This window comes from Kluyvera ascorbata ATCC 33433 (assembly GCF_000735365.1).
GTDB lineage: Bacteria > Pseudomonadota > Gammaproteobacteria > Enterobacterales > Enterobacteriaceae > Kluyvera > Kluyvera ascorbata.
Window position 1 is genome coordinate 1 of sequence record NZ_JMPL01000046.1, and the last position, 19,582, is coordinate 19,582.

At 54.2% G+C, this 19,582-nt stretch carries 19 protein-coding genes; 6 read left to right on the plus strand and 13 right to left on the minus strand.

Annotated elements, in window-relative coordinates:
• Positions 1-62: 62 nt before the first annotated feature.
• From mprA to GKAS_RS12495, 6 genes are all read right to left on the minus strand, one after another.
• Positions 63-593 carry a transcriptional repressor MprA gene (gene mprA, locus GKAS_RS12470; protein ID WP_035894612.1) on the minus strand — a complete coding sequence of 177 codons (531 nt, stop codon included), beginning with the start codon at positions 591-593 and terminating at the stop codon, positions 63-65.
• A gap of 135 nt (positions 594-728) precedes the next feature.
• The gene (locus GKAS_RS12475; RefSeq protein ID WP_035894613.1) at positions 729-1,910 is read right to left on the minus strand and encodes an MFS transporter; all 1,182 of its coding nucleotides are present in this window, start codon (positions 1,908-1,910) and stop codon (positions 729-731) included.
• A 195-nt stretch (positions 1,911-2,105) separates the two neighbouring features.
• Positions 2,106-3,101, minus strand: a complete 996-nt coding sequence (proX, locus tag GKAS_RS12480; RefSeq protein ID WP_035894614.1) for a glycine betaine/L-proline ABC transporter substrate-binding protein ProX — start codon at positions 3,099-3,101, stop codon at positions 2,106-2,108.
• Between the two features lie 65 nt (positions 3,102-3,166).
• Positions 3,167-4,228, minus strand: a complete 1,062-nt coding sequence (proW, locus tag GKAS_RS12485) for a glycine betaine/L-proline ABC transporter permease ProW (RefSeq protein ID WP_035894615.1) — start codon at positions 4,226-4,228, stop codon at positions 3,167-3,169.
• Positions 4,221-5,426, minus strand: coding sequence for a glycine betaine/L-proline ABC transporter ATP-binding protein ProV (proV, locus tag GKAS_RS12490; protein WP_035894616.1), 1,206 nt, complete (start codon positions 5,424-5,426; stop codon positions 4,221-4,223). The genes proW and proV overlap by 8 nt, the downstream gene beginning before the upstream one ends.
• A 409-nt stretch (positions 5,427-5,835) precedes the next feature.
• Positions 5,836-6,267 (minus strand): carboxymuconolactone decarboxylase family protein, encoded by a 432-nt coding sequence (locus tag GKAS_RS12495; RefSeq protein WP_035894617.1) that lies wholly within the window; start codon positions 6,265-6,267, stop codon positions 5,836-5,838.
• A gap of 86 nt (positions 6,268-6,353) precedes the next feature.
• Between GKAS_RS12495 and pdxR the strand changes: the two genes are divergently transcribed.
• Positions 6,354-7,703 (plus strand): MocR-like pyridoxine biosynthesis transcription factor PdxR, encoded by a 1,350-nt coding sequence (pdxR, locus tag GKAS_RS12500; RefSeq protein ID WP_035894618.1) that lies wholly within the window; start codon positions 6,354-6,356, stop codon positions 7,701-7,703.
• Between the two features lie 67 nt (positions 7,704-7,770).
• On the opposite strand, the gene GKAS_RS12505 is transcribed toward pdxR, so the two are convergent.
• Positions 7,771-8,097 (minus strand): DUF883 family protein, encoded by a 327-nt coding sequence (locus GKAS_RS12505; protein ID WP_035894619.1) that lies wholly within the window; start codon positions 8,095-8,097, stop codon positions 7,771-7,773.
• A gap of 150 nt (positions 8,098-8,247) precedes the next feature.
• Here GKAS_RS12505 and GKAS_RS12510 point away from each other — a divergent pair, with 150 nt between their 5' ends.
• A complete protein-coding gene (locus tag GKAS_RS12510) occupies positions 8,248-8,592 on the plus strand; it encodes a DUF2002 family protein (protein WP_035894620.1) in 345 nt (114 codons plus the stop codon).
• Positions 8,593-8,636: 44 nt separating this feature from the next.
• Here GKAS_RS12510 and GKAS_RS12515 read toward each other — a convergent pair whose 3' ends face one another.
• The 4 genes from GKAS_RS12515 to GKAS_RS12530 form a co-directional block, all read right to left on the minus strand.
• The gene (locus GKAS_RS12515; protein ID WP_035894622.1) at positions 8,637-9,086 is read right to left on the minus strand and encodes an L-alanine exporter AlaE; all 450 of its coding nucleotides are present in this window, start codon (positions 9,084-9,086) and stop codon (positions 8,637-8,639) included.
• A 464-nt stretch (positions 9,087-9,550) separates the two neighbouring features.
• Positions 9,551-9,730 carry a hypothetical protein gene (locus GKAS_RS12520; protein ID WP_035894623.1) on the minus strand — a complete coding sequence of 60 codons (180 nt, stop codon included), beginning with the start codon at positions 9,728-9,730 and terminating at the stop codon, positions 9,551-9,553.
• 27 nt (positions 9,731-9,757) lie between these two features.
• Complete coding sequence (locus GKAS_RS12525) at positions 9,758-10,297, minus strand: rhodanese family protein (RefSeq protein ID WP_035894624.1); 540 nt, start codon at positions 10,295-10,297, stop codon at positions 9,758-9,760.
• The gene (locus tag GKAS_RS12530) at positions 10,298-10,609 is read right to left on the minus strand and encodes an ArsR/SmtB family transcription factor (protein ID WP_035894625.1); all 312 of its coding nucleotides are present in this window, start codon (positions 10,607-10,609) and stop codon (positions 10,298-10,300) included.
• 629 nt (positions 10,610-11,238) lie between these two features.
• Between GKAS_RS12530 and GKAS_RS12535 the strand changes: the two genes are divergently transcribed.
• The 4 genes from GKAS_RS12535 to GKAS_RS12550 all read left to right on the plus strand — a co-directional run bounded on the left by GKAS_RS12535 (position 11,239) and on the right by GKAS_RS12550 (position 16,175).
• Positions 11,239-11,796: a fimbrial protein gene (locus GKAS_RS12535; RefSeq protein ID WP_035894626.1), complete on the plus strand. Its 558-nt coding sequence runs from the start codon at positions 11,239-11,241 to the stop codon at positions 11,794-11,796.
• 61 nt (positions 11,797-11,857) lie between these two features.
• Positions 11,858-12,523, plus strand: a complete 666-nt coding sequence (locus tag GKAS_RS12540) for a fimbrial biogenesis chaperone (RefSeq protein WP_035894627.1) — start codon at positions 11,858-11,860, stop codon at positions 12,521-12,523.
• A gap of 20 nt (positions 12,524-12,543) precedes the next feature.
• On the plus strand, positions 12,544-15,057 hold the full coding sequence (locus GKAS_RS12545; RefSeq protein ID WP_035894628.1) for a fimbria/pilus outer membrane usher protein: 2,514 nt from the start codon (positions 12,544-12,546) through the stop codon (positions 15,055-15,057).
• An 11-nt stretch (positions 15,058-15,068) separates the two neighbouring features.
• Positions 15,069-16,175: a fimbrial protein gene (locus GKAS_RS12550; RefSeq protein ID WP_035894629.1), complete on the plus strand. Its 1,107-nt coding sequence runs from the start codon at positions 15,069-15,071 to the stop codon at positions 16,173-16,175.
• A 95-nt stretch (positions 16,176-16,270) separates the two neighbouring features.
• Here the strand turns inward: GKAS_RS12550 and GKAS_RS12555 are convergent, their stop codons facing one another.
• Together GKAS_RS12555 and GKAS_RS12560 are read right to left on the minus strand one after the other, a co-directional pair.
• Positions 16,271-17,284 carry an ABC transporter substrate-binding protein gene (locus tag GKAS_RS12555; protein ID WP_035894631.1) on the minus strand — a complete coding sequence of 338 codons (1,014 nt, stop codon included), beginning with the start codon at positions 17,282-17,284 and terminating at the stop codon, positions 16,271-16,273.
• A gap of 11 nt (positions 17,285-17,295) precedes the next feature.
• The gene (locus GKAS_RS12560; RefSeq protein WP_035894632.1) at positions 17,296-19,428 is read right to left on the minus strand and encodes a TonB-dependent receptor; all 2,133 of its coding nucleotides are present in this window, start codon (positions 19,426-19,428) and stop codon (positions 17,296-17,298) included.
• Between the last annotated feature and the right edge of the window lie 154 nt (positions 19,429-19,582).

Below are 19,582 nucleotides of genomic sequence, written 5' to 3' on the forward strand. Positions count from 1 at the left end.
CCAGAAAGGCCAGCTAGAGGTTATCTGCTGGCCTGTTCATCTGATTTTTTGGAGCGGTGGTATCAGCGCAAGGCATCCAGTACGGAACCGTCTTCTTCCATCTGATCCAGACGGGTGAGAAGCTTGCGAGTGATATGCTCAAGCTGGTCTTTCTCAGCCAGGCTCAATGAAGACCAAAGCTGATGCAGACAGTGATGCTGAGGAGGCAGAACCTCGTTCAGGAACTGATGACCTTTTTCAGTCAGCTGCAGGTGCAGGCAACGGCGGTCATTGTCGCTTTCACGGCGCTCAATCCAGCCACGTTTTTCCAGTTCATCGGCGATACGCGTGGCATTGGTGCGCGATGAGCCCAGCGCGCAGCTGAGTTCAGAAGGCTGAATACTGTGATTTTCTTGAGACTCCAGCGTGATTAGCGCCATAAACAACGTCTCGTTGATCCCCTGAGCTTTCAGCATTTTATTACGGTTGTCCAGCAGCTTGCCCTGCATGTGCATGCAAAGACGAGTGAGAAGGATCTCCTGGAAAGGGAACTCTTCGCTGCGGCTGGCGCGGAATTTCAGCATTTGTTCAATGGGCGTAAACGAACTATCCATCTGGGCATTACCTCATTAGTTACAGTCGATATAGTAACGATAGTGACAAATAAAGTAAATGAATTATTATCCGTAATTTATGCGGTTAGTCTATGACATAAAGATGCCGGATACGTATATCCGGCGTCCGCTCTTTTATTCCGCTTCCTGACGATGATAACCCCACCACCAGACCAACAGGTTGGCAGCGGCTAGCAGACCACCTGCAAGGCACACGCCCATCCAGCCTGCGTGCTGCCAGGCGGAGGCTGAAAGCAACGAACCTGCCGCGCCGCCGATGAAGTAACTGGTCATATAGCCTGCGGTGAGGCGGTTACGGGCATCTGGCTGTACGCGGTATATCACCGTCTGGTTGGTGATATGCACGCCCTGCACCATCAGGTCGAGCACCAGAATTCCGATGATTAACGCGATAGCGGACGTATGCCCGTACCAGATAGCCACCCAGGAAAGCAGCAACAGCACCAGACCCCAGGTGGTGGTCAGATGCGCTTTGCCTTTATCTGCCAGCCCGCCAACCGGACGAGCGCCCAGCGCACCGGCAGCACCCGCTAAACCAAACAGGCCGATGGTGCCTTCCGAGTAGTTAAACGGTGCGCCGGAGAGCAGAAACGCCATCGACGTCCACAGAATGCTGAAGTTGGCGAAAGTCAGGCAGCCGAGCAGTGCGCGGGTGCGCAGCAGCTTGTCACGGGCAAAAAGGCTGAAGATGGAGCCGAGCAGCTGTGGGTAGTTGAGGTGCGTCTCCTGCTTGAGCTTCGGCAGCCCGCGCCACAGCGCGAAGGCCAGTAGCACCATCAGCGCGGAGGCGACCCAGTAGACGGTGCGCCAGCCGCCAAGGCTTGCCAGCAGCCCGGCAACGGTACGTGCCAGCAGTATCCCGAGCAGCAGCCCGCTCATCACCGTACCGACCACCTTGCCGCGTTTTTCTGGTGAGGCGAGGGTCGCCGCCATCGGCACCAGCAGCTGGGCGACGACCGAGAACAGGCCGGTCAGCGCGGTGCCGAGGATCATCATGCCAAGTGAACTGCTGCTGGCGGTAATCAGCATGCCGCCAGCAGCCAGCAGGGTCATGAGGACAATAAGCGAGCGACGTTCGAACATATCGCCGAGCGGCACCAGGAACAGTAGCCCGGCAGCATAGCCAAGCTGGGCGGCGGTGACGATAAAACCGGCCTGTCCGGCGCTGAGCGAGAAATGGCGGGCGATAGTCTCCAGCAGCGGCTGGGCGTAGTAGTTACTGGCTACGGCAAGACCGGTGGCAACGGACATTAAAACGATCAAAGCCGGGCTAAGCCCGTGAGCAGGTTTAGTCATGGTATTGAGAAAGTAAGGAAAGATGGGGTCGATAATAACGAAAGGTGTGGGGGAGGGGGAAAATGATGCGTAGCGGATTGTGCTTTTTGATGGACGTCGTGCCTTCCCGGCGTCGCGTTGCTCGGCCGGGCTACCAATATAATGTAGCCCGGCCGAGGCGTTCACGCCGACTCCGGGGTCGGCGTAACGGCTAATTTACTTCTGCGCGGCCAGCGCCTCTTTCACCCAACCATCAAACACCTGCTGGTGGGCCTGAATCCAGCCATCTACCTGACCCTGCACGTCCGCTTCAGACGCTTTACCATCATGCATCATCGCGTTCTGGGCATTAATGTCGGACAGCGGCAGTTTCATAATGGCAAACAGCTTCGCCGCAGCCGGGTTCTTCTCGGCCCAGGCTTTGTTAGCCACAATGTGCATTGTGCTGACCGGGAAACCGTAGTTTGCGCCGTTAGACAGCTTAGTATCGATGTTTTTCTGCACGCCTGGCAGGGAGGAGAACGGCACCTGCAGCCAGACGACATCTTTACCCGGCTTCAGTACGTCGCTCACCCAGTAAGGCGTCCAGGTGTAGTACAGAATCGGCTTACCTTCTTTAAAGCGGGTGATGGTATCGGCCATCATCGCCGCATAGTTACCCTGGTTGTGATCGACTGATTTAGTCAGATCATAGGCCTCCAGCTGGTGGTTAATCACCGCTTCACAGCCCCAGCCAGGGTTACAACCGGTGAGGTCGGCTTTGCCATTACCGTTGGTGTCAAACAGCTTGGCAATCTTAGGATCTTTAAGCTGAGCAATGTTGGTGATGTGGTATTGATCGGCGGTTTTTTTATCGATCAGATAGCCCTGCGCTGCGCCGTTGACCAACGTGCCTTCGCGATAGAATTTCTTGTCACCACCGGCAGCGGCGTACATGTCATCATGCAGCGGGATCCAGTTGACGGCGGTGAAGGTGGCATCACCCGCGGCCAGCGAGGTGTAAGCCACGTTGTAGTCGACTTCGTTTGGCTTATCGACGGTGTAGCCCAGTTTTTCCAGCGCGCGGCTCACCAGCAGGGTCTGGAAGGTTTCTTCAGAAAGGGTGCTCTGTACCGGCTGGACGGTAATGCCTTTCCCTGGGAGGTCGGCGGCGAAAGCGCTGGCCGAAACCAGCGTAGTGAAAGCGGTAGCTAAGACGAATGAGTGTCGCATCGTTGTTCCTTTAATAGTGATTGTTGCGGAGCATTGGCCCGACGCCTGCCGGGCCAATACGATGGTTACTTAGAGAAGGGGCGCATCAGCAGGCCAACCGGGCCGGTATTGAACCAGCGACGATTGCCTTTGCTGCGAGAATCGCGGCCTACGGCCTGGGTCAGGCGGTCGAGAATAATGGCGAGGATAACAATCCCCACGCCGCCTACGGTGGCAAGACCCATATCCAGACGACCGATACCGCGCAGCACCATCTGGCCCAGACCGCCGACGGCGATCATCGAAGCGATAACCACCATCGACAGCGCCAGCATCAGCGTTTGGTTAACACCGGCCATAATGGTCGGCATCGCCAGCGGCAGCTGCACTTTAAACAGCATCTGGCGCGGGCTGGCACCGAATGAGCGCGAGGCTTCGATAAGGTCGGCCGGCACCTGGTTAATCCCGAGAATGGTCAGACGCACAATCGGCGGCAGGGCAAAGATAATGGTCACCACCACCCCCGGTACGTTACCGATACCGAACAGCATGACAATCGGCACCAGATAAACGAACGCCGGAGTCGTCTGCATCGCATCGAGCAGCGGCCGGATAATCTTCGACGCCCGCGGGCTGCGCGCCAGCCATATGCCAAGCGGTAGGCCTATCAACACGCAGAACAGCAGCGCGGTGAGCACCAGCGCCAGGGTAATCATCGCCTGCGACCAGGCACCGATAGCACCGATAGCAATCAGCGAAATCAGCGTCGCAACGCCCATACCGACGCTGGAGATCTGCCAGGCAATCAGGGCGAAAATAATAATCGCCACCGGCGCAGGCATCCCTAACAGCAACTGCTGGAAGGCACTCAGGATGTAGTCGACGGGCACACGAATGCCCTGGAACACCGGGCGGAAGTGCGTTACCACCCAGTCTATTCCTTCCGTCACCCAGCTATCGAGCGGGATCAGCGTCTTATGGAACGGGTCCATAATGTTGAAGTGTTCCGCCTGCGGTGCGGGCGCGCTGTGCAGCCAGTCTGCGCCGCCGCCGGAAGGGGCGGATGCCGGTGAACCCCAGGCATCGGCGGAGTTTGCCGCGCTATCGGCGGCCGGTGTGGTATCCCACGGATTAGATTGATCAGCCATTGTTGTTTACCCCCTCGCGATCTAATGCCTGTAGCAGCATTCTTTTTGAAATAACGCCGACATACTGCTGTTCTTCTCCAACAACCGGTACGGCGCAGGGTGCATGACCCACGTGAGAGAGCAATTCGCTGAGCGGCGTCTGGGCATCAACGGCCAGCGGCTCGTCAATTAATGCCGCCTCGATTCCCTGATTCGCCTTTAAGGCCTCTTTCAATGAATCGATGGACACAATGCCAACAAACTTATTACCGCGTTCGATGACGTAACCATATTCACGGTCATCATCCTGTAATAATTTCAGTGCCGAACGAGGACCGAAACCAGGCGTTTTACGGATAAGGCCATCCGGATTACGGCGGGCAATATCTTTGGCGCTAAATACCTGACTAATATCCACGCCGCGGAAGAAGGTGCGGACATAATCATTGGCCGGGTTATTCAGAATTTCGTCAGGCGTGCCGACCTGTACCACTTCGCCATTTTGCATAATGGCAATACGGTCGCCAATTCGCATCGCTTCATCGAGGTCATGGGAAATAAAAACCACGGTACGCTGATGTTTCGCCTGTAATTTTACCAGCTCATCCTGCATCTCAGTGCGGATTAATGGGTCGAGCGCCGAGAAGGCCTCATCCATTAATAGAATGTCGGGATTGATTGCAAGCGCGCGGGCTAGACCGACACGCTGACGCATACCGCCGGAGAGTTCGTCCGGGTAGCCATGAGCGTAATTCTCAAGACCTACCTGACGCAGCGCGTCCAGCGCTTTCTCCTGGCGTTCCTGTGCGGGAACACCGGCCAGATCCATACCAAAGGCGGTATTATCCAGTACACTCATATGCGGCATTAGCGCAAAGGACTGGAATACCATCGCGATTTTTTTACGGCGAACTTCACGCAGCTCGGCATCGGATATTTTGGCAATATCGATACCGTCTATCAGCACCTGACCACGCGTGGGCTCTATCAGACGATTGAGAAGGCGTACCATGGTGGATTTGCCGGAGCCGGATAATCCCATGATGACAAATATCTCGCCTTCTTCAATGGCCAGACTGGCGTCTTTAACGCCAAGTGATAATCCTGTTTTATCGAGAATTTGCTCTTTGGTAAAACCTTTCTCGATATATTTAAATGCTCGCTGTGGGTGCTCGCCGAATATTTTATAAAGATTCTTAACTTCTAATTTAACTGCCATGCAATATGCGATTTCCTGTTTTTAGTTTATGTCGATATGCTACCTGATGAGAATAATGACCTGTTTATACCCTAGCATACTGAGACGATGTGACAACCCTCAATCCGGTTTCACTCGAAATAATCCGAAGGTTGATATTGCCGTCATTTCCCATGATATAAGGGCTGAGGGCGAATTGAGGATTATTGAATTTTTTATGAATTTCGTTATGAAATTTGGTTGAGATCTAAAAAATCGTATGAATATTGTCTGAAAATCCACAGGTGAGTTCAGGCTGATATTTGTATGATGATGGTGATTTTTTAAGAAATATCCGGGCAAAAATCAGGGTGATATTTGGCAGGGAAACGGAGAATAACGGTGGAAAATAAGTGCCCGCAAATAGCGAATATTTGCGGGCATTTTTTAACTACATGCGCATGCTGACGGCCAGGCGATTAAAGGCGTTCATCAGGCTGATGGCGAAGGTCATATCGCTAATCTGCTCGGCGCTGAAATGGCTGAGCAGCGGCTGATAAACGCTGTCTTCGGCGCGGTTTTCGGCAATGTGGGTCAAATCTTCTGCCCAGGCCAGCGCCGCACGCTCGGCATCGCTGAAGTGATGACTCACTCGCCATCCTGCCAGCGCATCCAGCTTCACCTGATCGACGCCAGATTTACGCAGCGCTTTGCTGTGCATCTCCAGGCAGAAGGCGCAGCCGTTAATCTGCGACACGCGCAGGTAAAGCAGTTCCAGAAGGGGACGCTCCAGCGAGCTTTTTTCCAGCGCCATGCTGGCCTGAACCAGCCCAGCATAGACGTTTGGGCTCAGTTCACTATAGGGTTGGCGTAATGCAGTCATGATGTCACTCCTCGTTCAAGATGGGACAAAAATAGCACTATAATGGTCTTAAAAAGATAGCCATATTTGGAGTAAAAAATAAGACCATGAAACCGGGCGGCGTACCACGTTATCAGCAGATTGCCAGAGAGCTGAAAGCGGCGATTGAACAGGGCGAACTGAAGGCGGGCAGGCGCTTACCCTCCAGCCGGGTCTATGCACAAGAGCTTGGCGTCTCAAGGGTGACGGTGGAAAACGCCTACGGTGAGCTGGTGGCGCAAGGCTGGCTGGAACGCCGCGGGCAGTCGGGCACGTTTGTAAGCGATCACTTAACCCTTGAGCCCGTAACCGCCAAGCCACTGGGGTTTGGTGGCGAGCATTTCCAGCCTCAGCCTTTCCAGCTTGGCCTTCCCGCGCTGGATCTCTTTCCTCGTGGCCTATGGGCGCGGGTGATGGGGCACCGGCTACGCACGCAAACCCGTTTCTGCCTGGCTCTGGGGGACGTTTGCGGCGAGCTGTCGCTGCGCCAGGCCATTGTGGAATATCTCAGGCTCTCCCGCAGCATAGAGTGCGAGGCCGAACAGGTTTTTATCACCTCTGGCTATGCGGCTTCTATGGGGCTTATTTTGCAGGCGCTGGAAGCGCGCGGGGAGGGTATGTGGATGGAAGACCCCGGGTTTCCGCTGATTCGTCCGGTTATTGAACAACAGGGCGTCACGCTGCACCCGGTGACGGTTGATGATGAGGGAATGAACGTTGAATGGATAACGCAGCACCCTACGACCGCCCGTTTTGCGCTGCTGACGCCGGCTCATCAAAGCCCGACCGGGGTCGCGCTCTCGCTTCCACGCCGTCGACAGCTACTGGATTGGGCCGCGCACCATGACGCGTGGATCATTGAAGATGATTATGACAGCGAGTTTCGCTATCAAGGCAAGCCGCTGCCGCCGCTCAAAAGCCTGGACGCTCCGCAGCGGGTGATTTACGCCGGTACGTTCAGCAAGTCGCTGTTCCCGGCGCTACGGACAGCCTGGCTGGTGGTGCCGCTGCCGCTGGTGGCGGCATTTCGTCGTCAGGCGCAGCGGCTGGCCTGCCCGGTACCGGTGTTGTGCCAGCAGACGCTGGCCGACTTTTTGCGCGAAGGGCATTTCTGGCGGCATCTGAAGAAAATGCGCGTTCACTATGCCGAGCGTCGGCGCTGGCTGGAAACCGCATTGCGAACAGAGGGTTTTCAGGTGCTGGAGCAGTTAGGCGGTATTCAGCTGGTGGTCACGGTAGAGGGAGACGATCGCGCGATGGCCCGGCGGGCGCGACAAGCCGGGCTGGCAGTGCAGGCGGTGAATGACTGGCGAATCCACCCGCGCGGTAAGGCTGGGCTTATCATGAGCTTTACCAATATTGTGTCGCAGCAGATGGCCGATGCGCAGGTGGCGGCGTTGAAGGCGGCGATAAAATAAAAAACCCGGAGTATCAGAGACACCCCGGGGGAGACGCGTTTTTATTATCTACATCGTTGTGATTATATTATCGACGACTGCCTAATAATACGCCAATAAAAATCCCCACCGCCGCGGCAGCGCTCACACTTTGCCAGGGTTTATCGCGAATATAGTCATCAGCGCTGCCAGCAACGTCACAGACGCTTTGCTGTAAACGGTTGCGACCATGTATGCGCGCGCGCGTTTCGCTTAGCAGCTTTTTCGCATTGTGGCGGACGGCCTCAATTTCGTCTTTGTCGTCGCTGGCCCAGCTCTTGATAATGCCCTCAAGGCTATCGGCTAATTGGCTGACGTCGTTATGAATATCCTGAACTTCATCATCAGCATTGTTGCGATTAAGTGATTTAAACATGGCGTTCTCCACAAAATTAGATGGAGCGTTAAGTGTAGGTCACCTGACATAAATTGCCGGATATTATCCAGTTTCTGGAATTATCTGAAAGCGAGGCGAATACTGATTACGGTAAGGTGGCGATGCAGTAAAAGATGACGAGGATAAAATATGTATTTACGACCTGATGAGGTGGCGCGCGTTCTTGAAAAAGCGGGCTTTACCATGGATGCGGTAACCCCAAAAGCATACGGCTATCGCCGTGGCGAGAATTATGTGTACGTCAACCGCGAAGCGCGAATGGGGCGCACGGCACTGATCATTCATCCGGCGCTGAAAGATCGCAGTAACAAATATGCCGAGCCGGCTTCCGATATTAAAGCCTGCGATCACTACGCAGAGTTTCCGCTCTATTTAGGCGGTGAAGTTGAGCAGCATTACGGTATCCCGCACGGTTTTAGTTCACGTATGGCGTTAGAGCGCTTTTTAGATGGGCTGTTTGGCGAGAAACGGTAAATAAGTGACTGGCTGAGCGTAGCCAGTCACTTATATCAATACGATTATGCTTTTGCCTGAGTGTACTGTTCCACGCGGAACAGACGACGGCAGAAATCCAGGAAATAGCCGTACGCGGCACCCATCACCAGCGATATGACGGCGTTAGAACTGACCGCCGCCAGAATCTGGTGCCAGTCGGCACCCACGCTCAGCAGAATAAGTACATATACCGGCGACTGGAAGGTGACATAAGCCAACGGGTCCGCCACGCGTTTTACCCAACCCGCCGGGCTAATGCGAGCCGCCTGTCGCATAATAAAATCGCGATAAATACCGTACGGCCACGCAATAATAATGTTGACCGGGATAGCAACCAGACGCGATGAAAGTGACTGCTCAAAGGTCATTCCTGAGAGAAATATTTCAATCATCATGTTCACGACGGAACAGTAGACAACCATGGCGAAAGTGTCTGCTGCCGCATGACGCAGGCGTGACTGCGCAGAGAACATCGGTATGCTCCTCGAAAATGAACGGTTAATACAGAAAGTGGTCTGTTTTATGGCGTTTTGGGTTGGTTTAATTGACGTGTATAGATTATCCATCTGGATTGGAACAAACAACTAGTGAAATATTTTTATTTAATGCGCTTTTGTCAATAAAATGCTCTGTTATTGATTGTTTTCTGTTCGCCGCGCTATTTTTGTTTTCATTGTCTATTTTTTATAAATAAATCATTGAGTTATTGTTTGTTTCGCAATGGTGAAAAAGGATGAGAAATAGTGCTAACCATGGCGTAAGTGAGGCAATGCTGATTTTTATGTGAATAGGGTCACATTCAGCGTTTTTATCCGATAAAAAGCCGATCTTTTAGCGTTTAGTTCTGAGTGAAGTATGTGGAAGGTATGCGGGATTTATGGGTAACTATTCATTTCGTCAGGAAGGATGCGGTGAGCCATGCCCACCGCAGTCAACGTTAGCAAACGCCAAAGTCGCCTTCTTCACTATACGGCGCAACGTCCGCCGCTTTTAGCGTGTACTGCTTGCCGTTTTCATCATTGGCCTGTACTGCCACGATGCTGTCTTCATGTACTTCAATGACTTTTAATTTTGGTCCGCCCATTTTGGGTTGAACCAGAGAGCCAGGTGCAAACATCTCAGGTGCTCCTTTGTTATTGAGTTCTTATACGCCGTTGGTGGATGAGCGCCGATTCCACGGCATCACCGCCAGCAGTCGCGCCATGCCGCAAAAGCCGGTCACTCCCGCAAAGGTTAAACCTGCACCGACAAAGGCGCTGAGCAGGAAGAACGCGCTGGAGAGGCTATATCCGAGCACGACGCCCAGTAAAATTAGCACGCCTGCGGCAATCTGTACCTGGCGCATTAGGGGTAGGGGCTGCGATTTATCCACTGTGGTGGCGAGGCCGGCCTGACGCCAGGCTTCAATACCGCCCGCGAGGAGTTTGACCTGCGCCGGGGCTGCGGCGGCTATCAACCGGTTCAGGTTATTGCGCGTGCGATTACCGGACTGGCAGTGGAAAATAATGACAGCGTCGTCATTGGCGCTAAGCGTGACGCCTTGTTCTATTTTACCCAGCGGCAACAAACGAGCGGCGGGAATATGTTCACGGGCGTACTCGTCGGGGTCACGAATATCGACGAGCATAGTGCCTTGCTCAATCAGCGCAAGGGCCGCTTGTGGGGTGATCTCTTCAACGGTCATTCAACTTCCCTCTTCAGGGCAATAGACGGCTTTTAATGTGGCAACAATTTGCCTCACCGCCTCGTTGCGGATGGAATAGTGGATACGCTGCGCGTCGCGCTGGCTGTCTATCAGCCCCTCTTCACGCATGCGTGCCAGGTGCTGCGAGGTAGCGGATGGGCTTAGGCCGCTGGCAGTAGCTAACTCACCGGCGCTGATACCGGGCGCATCGCAAAGCATGCAGAGGATCAGCAGACGGTTGGGGTTGCTCATCGCTTTCAGCAGCGCGGCGGCTTCACCGGCGCGTGTTTTCAGGAGTTCGCTGTCATTCATAGTTATTTTAGTATTTTCTTAATTAAGTAAACTCTAAACTAACGAGCAGGCTTTTACCAGCTAAACGTTCAGCTTGTTAATGAACATGTTGAATTATGTGTGAGTGGTCTAAAAAATCTGGAGCAAGGAAAAAACGGAGATAGGAATATTCTTAGTTTGACTTAAGGAAACCGCATTTTATGTGATAAAAAAAGAACAGCGATATGCATGTGGTGGTTAATTTCGTTAAATTTACGCTGATAATGTTGCAATAAACCTCTGCTGCTGAAGATTGAATGTGTTCTCTTTTCTGATTTTGGGCAACATAAATTCATGGTTTTTTATTTTTATTTATACGGTGCAAATACTTTTACGGCTATTTCACTAAACAATAATTTTGCATCGCGAATTAATGAGCATACTATGTGTGCAGTATATCTAATGAATTAATTATCATTGATTGCTAATTGGGTAATAAATATTTAATGGCTTCTGTTTGTATGCGTTAAACAGAGCTGCGATTGCGCATTAAATACCCTGCGGATGGAATGAATACATTATAAACATGGAGGATATGATGGCTGTAAGGTCGGTGGGTCATATTTTGAACCGGACTTTCGGCTTAAATATAAGTTTAATCGAGAACGATTATGAATACACAATTCCGCATTATGGCGTGCATCGTTGCTGCATTAGTTTCTGGCGCGGCTGGCGCTGCAACCGCCTCCACATCGGGTGCGCAAGGGGCTGGTGGACAGGTCAACTTTAAAGGCACCATCACGGATGCTTCCTGCAACGTGGATGCCGATAGCAAAGGACAGGATGTCGACCTTGGTACCTGGGATAAAAGCTATCTTAGCGCTGCGGGTACTGAAACGACAAAAACAGCCTTCCATATCAAAGTGGCCGATTGCCCTGATTCGGTAAAGCAAGTATCCGTTCTATTTGATGGTCAGAAGGACCAACAGATGCCAGAACTGCTTGCGGTGACGTCCGGCGCGACCGGTGTGGGTATCAAACTGTACGAAGACGACCAAACCAGTAAAGTTACGCTGGGCACAGCATCTAAAAAGCAAAATGTGGTTGCCGATTCCCAGGGGACGGGTTCAGCCGACCTGAAGTTCTACGCTGACTATATGTCTACAGGCGCGGCGATTACCGCCGGTCAGGCAAACGGCGTTGCTGATTTCAATATGGTTTACAACTAATAAAACCGAGAGCAGAAGGCGACTTCTGCTCTTTTTTCGTCCTGGAACGTTGGGTATCCCCATGAATCGATTGATTGCGAGCATCGCTCTTTCTTTATTTATTACCTCGGCTACGGCGCATGCGGGAATTGTCATGGGCGGTACTCGCGTAATATATGAAGAAGGTAAGCGAGAAGCCTCTATTTCGGTAACCAATGCCGACAGTAACACGCCTTATTTAGTGCAGTCGTGGGTTGAAAATTATTCTGCGAGTGATAAATCTCAGCCACCGTTTATTGTTACGCCACCGCTGTTTCGCCTCGACCCGGAACAGAAAAACGTTCTGCGAATAAATTTTACCGGTAGTCGTCTGCCTGCCGATCGTGAATCTGTTTTCTGGCTGAATGTGAAAAGTATCGCACCATCAAATAAGAACGAGGCAAACAAATTACAGGTCAATATTAAGTCAAAATTTAAGCTTTTTTATCGTCCTGGAAACCTTTCTGGAGAGGCTCGCGATGCGTGGCAGAAGCTGACCTTTGAGACCCGCGGTGCAAGCCTGGTGGCGCATAACCCTACGCCGTACTTTGTCTCCTTTTTCTCGTTATCCGTTGGTGGTCAGGAGCTGGAAGCTCCGGGGATGATAGCCCCATTTAGCGACCAGTTCTGGCCTGTTAGCCGCTCTGGTGTGGTGAAATGGCGAGCCATCAACGACTTCGGCGGTATTACTGACTTCGCACAACGTTAACCTTTAATTCCGCTATTTCTGTGAAAAAGATAACTTCAGATCTGCTGCGCGATGATGCGCCCGCCGCGACGAACGCGCTGCTGGCCTGCGTACCCACGGCGCTTTTCTTGCTGTGCTATTACCCTTGCGCGCGTGCGGAAGACTATTTCGATCCGGCGGCGCTGGAGCTAAGCGATCCCCAGCAAAAGACCGCCGATCTGCACTATTTCGCGAAACCGGGTGGGCAGCAGCCGGGAAGCTACCCTGTTTCGGTGTGGGTTAATGATCAACAGGTTGCGCAGGAAACCATTGAGTTTGTTGATGACAGCGGCGAGCTGCTACCGCGTCTGACGGTGGCGAAGCTGGCGGAGTTCGGCGTGAACGTTAGCGCGTTGGCCGGGTTTAAACCATTGCACGATGGCGACACGTTGACGCACATTGAGCGGTTTATCCCCGATGCCCGCAGTCAGTTCGATTTTACCGCTCAACGATTAAACCTGAGCATCCCGCAAGCGGCGATGGAACAGCAAAGCCGGGGCTACGTTGACCCTTCGCGCTGGGACGATGGTATTCCAGCGGCATTCGTCGATTACAACCTGACCGGCTCGCAGGCGCGACAGGGTGAAAGCGACGTTCGTTCCAGCTACCTGAATTTGCGCAGCGGCGTGAATCTCGGTAGCTGGCGGCTGCGTAATATTGCGGCCATGCAGTATGACAAAACGCGCCGCTGGCGCTCGCAAAGCACCTATTTGCAGCGCGATATCCGGGCGCTGGAAAGCCAGCTTCGCATCGGTGATACCTATACCAACGGCGATGTGTTTGATAGCGTGCAGTTTCGCGGCGTGCAGCTAATGTCGCAAGAAGAGATGCTGCCGGATAGCCAGCGAGGATTTGCGCCGGTAATTCGCGGGATGGCACATAGCAACGCCAAGGTCACCGTTTCCCAGCATGGCTATGTGATTTATGAAACCTTCGTCGCGCCGGGCGCGTTTGCCATTAACGATCTCTATCCCACTGCGCAAAGCGGCGATCTTGAAGTGACCATTAAAGAGAGCGACGGTTCCGAGCGCAAGTTCACCCAGCCGTTCTCCGCGGTGCCGTTTATGCTGCGTCAGGGGCGGATGAAATACAGCGTGAGCGCGGGGCGTTATTACTCAACCCAGCCGCAAATTCGCCAGCCGCAGTTTGTGCAATCGACGCTGTTTTACGGTCTGCCTGCCGATATCACTTTCTACGGGGGGATGCAGCTGGCAGAGGATTACCAATCATGGTCGGCGGGTCTGGGTCACGGTTTCGGCGAACTGGGATCGCTGGGGGCGGATTACACCAGCGCTACCACCCGTACGCCTTCCGGTCAGCGCTATCGTGGTCATTCGGCGAGGTTACAGTATCAGAAGAGTTTTGCCTCCAGCGGTACCACGCTCAGCCTCGCGAGTTATCGCTACTCCTCCAGTCGCTATTATGATTTTGGCGAGGCGAACGGCCTGGAAGGGCGCTATGGTGTCTCCGATAACAAACGCAGCCGCGAAGAATTATCGCTGTCACAAACGCTCGGCGCGGTAGGGAGCCTTTCAGCATCCGCCTGGACCCAGACCTACTGGCACTCACAGGGGCATGATGAAACGGTACACGTCGGTTTTTATAGCACCTGGAAGGGCATCTCCTGGGGGCTCGGCTACTACTACACGCAGTCGTCGCAGCGCTATAAAAGCGACCGCTCACTCTCTTTCAACATCAATATCCCCCTCGGCAGTCGGCTTGCAGACAGCGCTGTGGGCTACAGCACCACTTCTGATAACAACGGCTACACCTCACAGCAGGTATCGCTGTATGGCTCGGCGCTGGAGAAAAACAATCTCTACTACACCGTCCAGCAGGGATACGGCAACAAAGGGCAGGGGAGCAACAGCGGGATGTCGCTGGATTATCGTGGCGGCTATGGCGAAACGCAGCTTGGTTATCAGCACGATAAGAGCGGTAGCCAGCTGACCTGGGGGGCGTCGGGGTCGATTGTGGCGCACCCGCATGGCATCACCTTCGGCCAATATACCGGCGACAGTTTTGCCATTGTCCGCGCGCCGGGGGCCGATAACGTGGCTATCCAGAACGGTACCGACCTGCACACCGATTGGCGTGGCTACGCCATTGTGCCAACGCTGACCGCCTACCGAAAAAATGATATCAGCCTGGATACCGAATCAATGTCTGACGATACCGAAGTGGAATTACAAGGACAAACGGTTATCCCAAGCGGCGGAGCCATTGTTGAAGCCCGCTATCAAACCCATATCGGCAGCCGCGTGCTCTTTACCCTTCGCGGACAACATGGCCCGCTGCCGTTTGGGGCTAGCGCCAGGCTGCTCGGTGACGACAGCGCGGCATCGGGCATTGTTGCCGAGCAGGGGCAGGTCTACCTCAGCGGGATGCCGGATGACGGCGTTGTTGAAGTTCGCTGGGATGATAACCGCGCCGAGCACACGTGCCACGCGCGTTTCCATCTTCTGAACAACCCACAGCCTGTGCCGGTGAAAACGGTGAGTGCGCTGTGTCTCTGAAAGGGTTAAATATGTGCAGGAATCACGCAGTTATCCGCTTCATTATGCTGTTGGCGACGGCCTGCGGTTGCCAGAGTGCGTGGGCGGAAAGCTGCAGTAACACCATCGGTGAGATGACCATTAATACTCAGAACATACAGTATTTGCCGACGCTGCCGGTGAACTCCCAAATGTCACATTCGATGGCCGATAACGGCAGCGGCATCCGTTTTACCTGTGACCTGCAGGTGCCAGCGGCAAACTGGAAACGGGTGGTTTATCAGCAGGTAGATACGTCGGGGGCGGCGGTGGCTGTGAACGGCGTGCATATCTTTTCCACCAAACTCACTGGATTAGGTTATTCGCTAGGCTTCCAGTGCAATGGCGGAGCGGTGCACTACATTGACGGCAGTTCAACGCCTGCGGGAAATGCCTCGGCAACCATCTGCGACAGCGATGATCTGCCGTCGCTGTTGACGCAAAAAGAGGTGGTCATTAAAGCCTACGTCACCTTCTACAAGACCGGGGATATCGCGCTTTCAGGTGGTAACCATACCAACGTTGATGCTCAACCTCAGGTCGGCAAACTGTTTATGGAGCTACGTGATGCATCAAATACTGGCACGTCCACGACCTCGCCAACGTTTCTCGGCCTGTCGGCGCTGAACGTTGATATCGGTGCCAGCGGTAGCTGCCAGGTGACGACGCCGACGATAAACGTAGGGCTAGGCTCGGTGAGTAAAACGGAGTTTAAAGGCGTTAACACGACCGGCGGCACGGCGCAGAGCTTTGCGATACCGGTGTATTGCTCCCAGCCGACCGATGTACGCATTGGCTTTTTTGGCCAGGAGGCTGACCCGGCGTTCCCGGATACCCTGGCGATTACCCCGATGAGCGGCGCGGCAGGCGGCGTCGGCGTGAAGCTAAGCTATGGTAACAACAGCGCCCCTGCGCCAGCGGCCGGTACTGCGGTAAAAATTAACGAAGCCGCTAATCTTCCGTTGCTGAAAACGGTGACGGCAAGTGAGGCTGCCAGCGCCGAGCGAATTAACTTTACCGCCCAGTATGTGCAGACCGGCAGCGTGGTGAGCGCCGGGACGGCCAACAGCCTGGCGACGTTTACGCTTATTTATAACTAACCGGGGGAGAGGGTTAGGGTGAGGGGGAAATTGCGGAGGAATAAAAACTATCCCCTCCGCTTGTTTAAAACATAAGCTGAGAAACCTCAATACCGTCACTTTTCAGCAGGTTTCTGCGCGTGCAGGATCCGCTGCGTCTCATTACTACTCAGCGTGTAATCAAAGAAACGCTGGTAAAAATCCTGCGTCACTTTTGCGATATCTACCCCTGGGAAACGGTCCGGGTGCAGCATCAGCGCCGCCCACTGGATCTGTAGCGCGCTTTCGGTACCGTAGCGATCCCATGGGAACACGCCCGCAGGGTTCTGCAAGACTTTGCCGTTTTTCACCGCCTTGAGCCCCGAGAACAGCGCGGCATACTGCGAGTCCTCAATTGAGCCGCAGTTTGCCCCGAGAATAATCACGTCTGGCTGCCAGGTCAGTACCCGCTCCGGCGACACTTCTTTCATATTGCCCTGAATCTCCGCCGCGGCGTTTTTGCCGCCCGCGAGGTTAATCCAGGTATCAATCAACGTATGGCTGCCGTCCACTTTTAGCGGCTTAAGCGATTGAATATGCAGCACGCTTGGCCGCTGCTCCGCCGTCAGCTCCTGCATTTTGCTTTGCACATTTTCAAGCGCTGCCTCTAGATACTGGTTATAGGCCTTCGCCCGTGTCCGCGCATCGTCGGTACCCAGAACGTCGGCGGTAGTGGTGACGGATTTCATCAGCGACGGATAATCGGTAAAGGCCATTTGTAGCGTAGGCAATCCAGCCTGACGATAGCTTTCCGCTTTATCGTTGCCCGCGGAGGTGAAGACCACATCTACCTTTTTGGCCAGCAGGCTCTCGGGGTTAAAGGCGGTACCGCGAACCTGCAAGGCCTGATTCAACGTCGGCGTGATTTTAAACATCCACGGCTGACTTTCCGGATGGTTAACAGTGGCGACGATTTTACGGCCTGCCCCCAGTGTCATCAGCACCGAGTGGTGCGCGAACCAGCCGTCGGCGATGGCGTTCACCTGGTCGGGAACGGTAACGGTATGACCGGCATCATCCACGACCTGGCGGGAAGCCAGGGCGGGGAAAGCCAGCCAGGCGCAGAGCAACCACGCATGGCGACGTTTCATCGACTTACTCCTTAAAAATCAATCTGCATAGAGAGTTGTGCCTCTCGCGGCGCCCCAAGCTGCGCGCTGGCATTGCCTGCGCCGGTATAACCGGTTAACGCGCCAGGAACCACGTTGGTCCAGTAGCGACGGTTAGTCAGGTTGGTGACGTCCAGACGGAAGGTCACGGGGGTGTTATAGACACGGGTCGCGTAGCTCGCACCAGCATCCACAGTGGTGTAGCTGCCTACCCAGCTGTCATTGGCGTTATCGGTCGCACGACGGCCAACGTAACGTACGTTGGTATCCACATCGACGCCCGGTAGCTGCTCAATGCTGTAAACCGCCAGCATGCTGGCGGTAAAGCGCGGTACGCCGACCACCTGCTTGCCGTCTGCGCTAGCGCTGGCGGTATCGTGGAGGCGTGGGTCAAGCCAGGTTGCGCCGCCGAACAGACGTAAATTGTGGGTGACGTGACCATCAGCCATCAGCTCCAGACCGCGGTTTTTCTGCGTGCCATCCTGGGCGAAATCACCGTTGTCGTTGGTATAGGCAAAGGGACGTTTGGCCTGGAACAGCGCGGCGGAGAGCATCAGATCCCGCATTGGGGCATATTTCGCACCCACTTCAACCTGGTGGCTACGGTACGGGTCGAGGATCTGTCCGGCATTGTTTGCGCCGGTTGGCGCGGTATCGCCCTGCTGCATGCTATCGGCCCAGGTGGTGTAAAGCGTGATGTTGTCGATAGGCTTATACATCAGGCTTGCAGAACCACTCGCGCCTCTGTCTTTTTTGTCGCTGGTCTGCTTGCGGGTCTTGTTGTAGTTGCTGACCGTAAACAGGTTTTCGCTGCCGGAAAGCAGCAGGCTCCACTGCGGGCTGAAGTGCAGGGTGTCGCTCAACAGAAAGGCATGCTGCGTGGTGGTCGCGGACTGATAGCGTTTGTTGAAATCTGGGTACGGTGGACGTGGGTAGACCGGGTGCTGATCCAACGAGGATTTACCCAGCGTAAAGGTGCCGCCGTCGACAGGGTTATAGTTTTTCCACACGAAGCCGCGCACCCCGGTGCTGATGTCGTGGGTCAGCCAACCGGTGTCCACGCTGCCGGTCAGGTTCGCCATATAGCTGTTGATGGTGAAGCGGCTGGCGGCGGAGTCGGAGGTGGTGGTGGTGTAGCTGCCGTGGTTATCGGTCAGGGTATTGGTGACGGTGGTGGATTCACGGTCCGCAATCTGGCGCAGCACGCCAACGTCCAGCAGCCAGTTACCGTCGAAGTCATGCTTCAGATGCAGGCTAGCGGTGCTGGTTTCATCATCGTTACCGGCATAGCTCTGGCCGTATTTGGCTTTGGTTGGGTCAAGTGGGGAAGGGAAGTGAACCCCTTTTGCCAGTGCGAATGAGCCCGGCATTCCTTTATCGTAATAGTGGTAATAGCTGAAGTTGCTCTCCAGTACCGTTTTATCGGTGAGCTGGAAGTCGAGGCCGAGGCCCGCATACTGTCGGCGTTTGTGGCTGCCGCTGGTATAGCCGTGACCCTCATCGTTCAGCAGGTTGAGGCGGTATTTTACACGGTCGCCGTCATCGATAGGTCCGCTGAAGTCCATGGAGGTCAGCGTGCCGTTGCCGGTGCTGGTGCCTACGGTGACGCGGTGCAGCGGGGTGTCGGTCGGACGTTTAGAGACCAGATTAAACATCCCCGCCGGGTTCGCCGGGCCGTACAGTGAACCTGCCAGGCCACTTAACACCTCAACGCTCTGGAACTGCTCAGCCGGGTATTCGGTAGTAGAGACGGCGTTCAGGCCATCAATCATATGGTTTTGCACCACGCTGCCCTGCATACCGCGGGTTTGTGGGCGAACCCCGTCACCCTGCACGGAAGGCATATAGCGGTAAACATCTTTGACGCTTTTGAGCTGCTGCTCGTTGATGAGTGGAGAAGACATCGTCTGAACTGACCAGGGAACATCCATCACCGTTCGTTTGCCCAGACTGCCTAAGGTTGCCTGTTTTTCCGAAGCGGGCGGCTCCTGCGCACTGCTGTTATCGGCAGTTGCGGCAGCGGCGGAGACCACCATGGTGTCCTCAGCATAGCCAGATTGCGACATCGCCAGGCACGAGAATGCCAGGAGCCCCGAAGCGAACGGTATAGTTTTATTATCGAACATTTTAATATTCAGTGTATTAGCGGAAAGACTGGTGGTAACCGGGTTACCATCTACGCATGAGGGGAACAGCTATTATTGTTTGTATGATGAATATCATGGGGAATGTCGCTATATATGTCAATACACAACGAGTGGTAGGTGCAAGTGAAGAAGG